3 protein-coding genes are annotated in these 4,871 nt (G+C 54.7%); 2 read left to right on the forward strand and 1 reads right to left on the reverse strand.

The window, feature by feature from the left end; translation table 11 throughout:
* Positions 1-390 precede the first annotated feature (390 nt).
* Positions 391-3,039, forward strand: coding sequence for a carbohydrate-binding protein (locus tag ACQ4N8_RS27910; RefSeq protein ID WP_430707634.1), 2,649 nt, complete (start codon positions 391-393; stop codon positions 3,037-3,039).
* Positions 3,040-3,259: 220 nt separating this feature from the next.
* Here ACQ4N8_RS27910 and nrdG read toward each other — a convergent pair whose 3' ends face one another.
* Complete coding sequence (gene nrdG, locus ACQ4N8_RS27915) at positions 3,260-3,778, reverse strand: anaerobic ribonucleoside-triphosphate reductase activating protein (RefSeq protein ID WP_430707635.1); 519 nt, start codon at positions 3,776-3,778, stop codon at positions 3,260-3,262.
* Between the two features lie 204 nt (positions 3,779-3,982).
* On the opposite strand from nrdG, the gene ACQ4N8_RS27920 reads away from it, so the two are divergent.
* Positions 3,983-4,871, forward strand: an 889-nt coding sequence (locus ACQ4N8_RS27920) for an RNA-guided endonuclease TnpB family protein (protein WP_430707636.1), incomplete at its 3' end; no start/stop codon positions are given.

Genomic DNA, 4,871 nt, shown 5'->3' on the forward strand with positions numbered 1-4,871 from the left:
TTTTTCGTATATATTTCTCGCCTGATCCTTTCGGCATCCTGGGTTGGGGAAGCAGAGCCCCGGATGTTAATGCAACGCTAATGCCAATTAACCCCTAAATTGTTGTGCGAAATACAACAATTTAGGGGTTTTTAGCCTTTTTGTGCCTAAATTGTTGTAGGAAATATAGGAAATACAACAATCGGAGCTAAGCTCCGTCGTCCCTAGCTTAGAAAGGACCGCGAACGCAGGGGCTTGCACGGTAAAGGGTCTAGCCGGCGGCGGGAGGCGGAATTGGAAAAGAACTTTACTTTCCGCTATAAATCGGCAGATTGCGGCATAGAAAGGAAGCGCTTTCTGTTTTAAGATGGGGTTCGTAATCGACTATGCCGATGAAAGGAAGGATGATTCGTGAACGCTGTAGTACCGAACATACTAAAGTTAAAGCCAGTTTTGATGGTTTTGTTGGTCGTGATGTTATGCGGCGCCATAACGGGCGGAGCCGTTCCGCTCCGGGCGGCTGCCGAAGGAGCGGAAGCTGCTGCGGGCTCCGGCGCGGTCTATTCCTATGAAGCGGAGGCGCCGGTCAACGGATTCTCCGGGAAAGCCGGGCCGGCCTCCTGTGAAGCCTGCTCCGGTTCGGCCAAGGTAGGCAACCTGTATCAAGGTTCGGCCATGCAGTTTCATGGCGTGAATGTAGCCGAAGCCGGCATCTATAAACTGAGCTTGTCCTACATTTCCGGCGATACCCGCTCCTTCATGCTAAGCGTCAACGGCGGCGAGCGGGAGAGATTCACGCCGCCGGCGACCCCGGATTGGAATACCGTCGGCGTGTTTGATCTCGAGGTCCGCTTGCAGGCGGGCGCAAATACGTTGTCTTTTGACGACGATGGCGGTTATGCCCCGGATTTGGACAAGATCGACTTAACGATGACGTCTCCTTCGGATCCGGGTACCGATCCGGGAGACGGCGAGGATTTGGACCTTGGCGCGCCGGTACAAACGGCTAAATACGGGCAGATCACCGTAACCCGCCATACGAAAGGGCTTAGCGTATCCAGCGGAACAATCAAGCTGCTCTATAATACGGAAACCGGGCTGTCCGGATATGTCTGGAACGGGAACGGCCAGGCCCGAATCCAAGGGGCTTACAGCTCGCTGCAGTTGGACCGCTACCTGACAAGCAAGGACTATGCCACCCATGAATTCGCGTTGGAGCAGGTGAAGCCGTTCCAGGACCGGGGCGGCAAAGGGATCCGGGTCACCGTGGCCAACAAGCAGGAAGGCCTGCCGACGCTGAGTCAGGTTTTTGATATCTATGAGAACAAAGACTACCTGCTAACCCAAACGATTGCGGAGCAAGCGGCGCCGATCAGCGCGAACTATATCGCTCCGTTGATCGTGGACCGTAAGGGCGGGGTGGATATCGGCCGCTACGGAGATAATCGGGTGCTCGTGGCGCCGTTCGATAACGACATGTGGTCGCGCTACTTGTCCAAGACCATCAACACGGATCTGAACAATAACCTGTACGAAAGCTCTGAACTGACGGCCGTGTTCGACAACGACAGCCGCCGCGGTTTCGTGGTCGGCTCGGTGAGCCACGATACGTGGAAAACGGGCATTTACTGGAGCGGCTCCAACGATCGCCTGAACAAGCTGAACGTGTACGGCGGCTATTCCTCTTTGGCTTCGACGCACGACACGCAGCCGCACGGCAAAGTGACCGGAACGAGGATCGCTTCGCCGAAAGTATTCATCGGTTTCTTTGACGATTACCGCGACGGTCTGGAAACGTACGGGCAGGCCAACGCGGTTGAAGCGCCGCCGCTGTCCTTCGGAGCAGGCGTACCGGAAGGGGTTCCGGTAGGCTGGAACAGCTGGGGCGCCGTGGGCAGCAACCTGACTTACGAGAAGGCCGTGGAAACCTCGGATTACTTGGAAGCGCATTTGCAGGGGGCCTCCTTCGAAAGTGACGGTAACCTCTATATCAATCTGGATTCCTATTGGGACAACATGAACGACGAGCAACTGGGCCGCCTGGTCGACCATATCCGCGCTAACGGGCAAAAAGCCGGCATCTATTACGGTCCGTTCGTATACTGGGGCGATAACCTGAATCAACCCGTGGAAGGCACGGACGGAAAATACACTTACGGCGACATCGTCCTGCGCGACGTTCAGGGCGACCCGCTTCCGAAGGTGGACGGCGCTTACGCGGTCGACCCGACCCATCCGGGCGCGAAGCAGCGGATCGATTACTACATGAACCGCTTCAAGGAGCACGGGTTCGAGTACATCAAGCTGGACTTCCTGAGCCATGGTTCATTTGAAGGCCGCCATTACGACCCGCAGGCGTTCACGGGCATTCAGGCCTACAACGAAGGCATGGCCTACATCAATGAGGCGCTGGACGGATCGATGTTCATCAGCGCGTCGATCGCCCCTTTGTTCCCTAGCCAGTACGCGCACAGCCGGCGAATTTCCTGCGACGTGGACGGCTCGCCGGGGAGTACCGAATACCAGCTCAATAACCTGACCTACGGATGGTGGCAAAACGGCACGATTTACCGTTATACCGATCCCGACTACATGACGCTGGCCAAAGGAGGCTCCCTCCTCGGCGCGCAGACCCGCGTCAATGCGGCGGCGATTTCGGGAACCGTGTTCCTGAATTCGGACGACGTTGCCGATACGGCGGCCCGCGAGTACATGGAGAAGCTGCTGACGAATCCGGCCGTTAACGCGCTGGCCACGAAAGGCAAAGCCTTCCGCCCGCTGGAGGGCAATACCGGCACGGCCGCGGCGGACGCCTTCATCCTGAAGGACGGCAGCACATACTATCTCGCGCTGTTCAACTATTCGAACGCTCCTGCGGAGCGGGCCATCGATTTCGAACGGGCCACGATGGACAACAAAGGCCGTTCCGGCTTCCGGGTAACGGACGTGTGGACCGGCGAGGAATCTCGCGCGAAAACCGAGCTGCGCGTCACGCTGCAAGGTGTCGAATCCAAGCTGCTCAAGCTGGAGCCCGTCGCGGGCGGCGAGAAAGATCGTTGACGTTGGGGGCGTGAAACCCGGCGGAGAGCGCGAAATGCAGGAGAGTATAAGGCTCAAGGCTAGCCGCCTTTTGCCGTAGAGGCAAACCAAAACCAAGAAGCGCGAGCAGCAGGGAACGAATCCCATGCTGCTCGCGCTTTTTATTGACGATCCTCCGCTATATTCAGCCAGTCTGCCAGACGAATGGTTACCTCGTCGATTAAGCCGTCCCGCTGCCCGTTTACAAGCCGTCCCGATCCAGCTTCAGCCGGACCGCCGTCCGCTTCCGGAAGCTCTCCCGGACATCAAGCACCCGCTGGTTTTCCGACCCTCTCCACTTCAGCTTAAGGTTGCGCCGCTCCAATACGAATTTGCCGTCGATCAGGACGTCGCAATAGGCGAGCAGCTCTGTGCGCGTTGCGTCGGCAAGGATCTCCTCGAACGTGTAGCCCGACCAGATCCAGATATCTTTACCCGGGCATTCCGCCCGCACCCGCCGCACCAAACCGAGCAGTCCGTCGACGTTCTGAAACGGCTCCCCGCCCAGAAGCGACAGGCCCGCCACGCGGATGCCTTCCACCTGAAAATCGGCGATGACCTGGTCTTCGAATTCCCGGGTGTACGGGAAGCCGTAATCGAAACTCCAGGTGGCCGCATTGAAGCAGCCTTTGCAGCGGTGGGTACAGCCGGAGGTAAACAGCGAGTTGCGCAAACCTCTCCCGTTAAGGACGTCGAATTTCTTATAGTCCGCGATGTTCATAGATAATGTAAAGGGTACTCGAGACTTTAGTCATGAGAGGAATTTACGTAGTCTCCACCTCACTGACAAGCTATATTCCTTTACTTCCTCCCTTCAAAAATTGCAAGGACATTACTATCGCTTCAAATGAGAACGAATGTTTGGTATAATTAGATGAGAAAGATGTTGCTTCCTTGTATTGACCTCACCCTTCTTTGAGGTGTGGTGACAGGTTTGAAATTTACTTTAACAGCGAAAGTGAAAATCCTGCCTAATGAGCAACAAGCGGATTGGTTACGACAAACCCTGTGTGCTTATCGCGATGCGAGCAACCACTTGTCTGTACTTGTACATCAAGACAAAATCCTTTCTAAGACTTTACTCCACAACATGATGTACCGAGAATTGCGCAATGCTTTTTTGCTCCGGTCGCAAATGGCCCAGTCCGTTATGAGAACCGTCATCGCCAGATACAAGTCGTTACTCGGCAACAAACACCCTTGGGCACGCGTCCTTTTCAAGAAACCCGAGTACGACCTGGTTTGGAATCGGGACTATTCGCTCTCCAAACAAATCATCTCCATCAACACGCTGTATGGTCGGATCAAAGTGCCCTACATGACGAAAGGTATGGATCCTTACTTTGACGGATCTTGGTCCTACGGCACGGCAAAGTTGGTCCATAAGAAGGGGAAGTTTTCCCTCCATATTCCAGTCTCTAAAGAAATCGACGAAGTCGAAACCGGAGCCATCCATCAAGTCGTTGGTATTGATCTTGGGATCAACTTTATCGCCACCAGTTATGATTCGCAGGGCAAGTGTGCGTTCTTCCAGGGTCGACCGATCAAAGACAAACGGTCGAGGTACAAGCACATACGTAAACAACTGCAACAAATCGGCACAGCCTCCGCCAGAAGGAAACTAAAGCGGATGGGAGGACGAGAAAACCGTTGGATGCATGATGTTAATCATTGTGTATCGAAGACACTCGTCCGTAAGTATGGTGCAAACACCTTGATGGTGGTGGAAAATTTAACTGGCGTTCGTAGTAAAACGGAAAAGATTCAACTTAACGAACGTTATGAATCAGTATCTTGGTCCTTCTATCAACTAA

Origin of the sequence: Paenibacillus macerans (genome assembly GCF_050565405.1) — a bacterium.
Taxonomy (GTDB): Bacteria; Bacillota; Bacilli; order Paenibacillales; family Paenibacillaceae; genus Fontibacillus; species Fontibacillus macerans_B.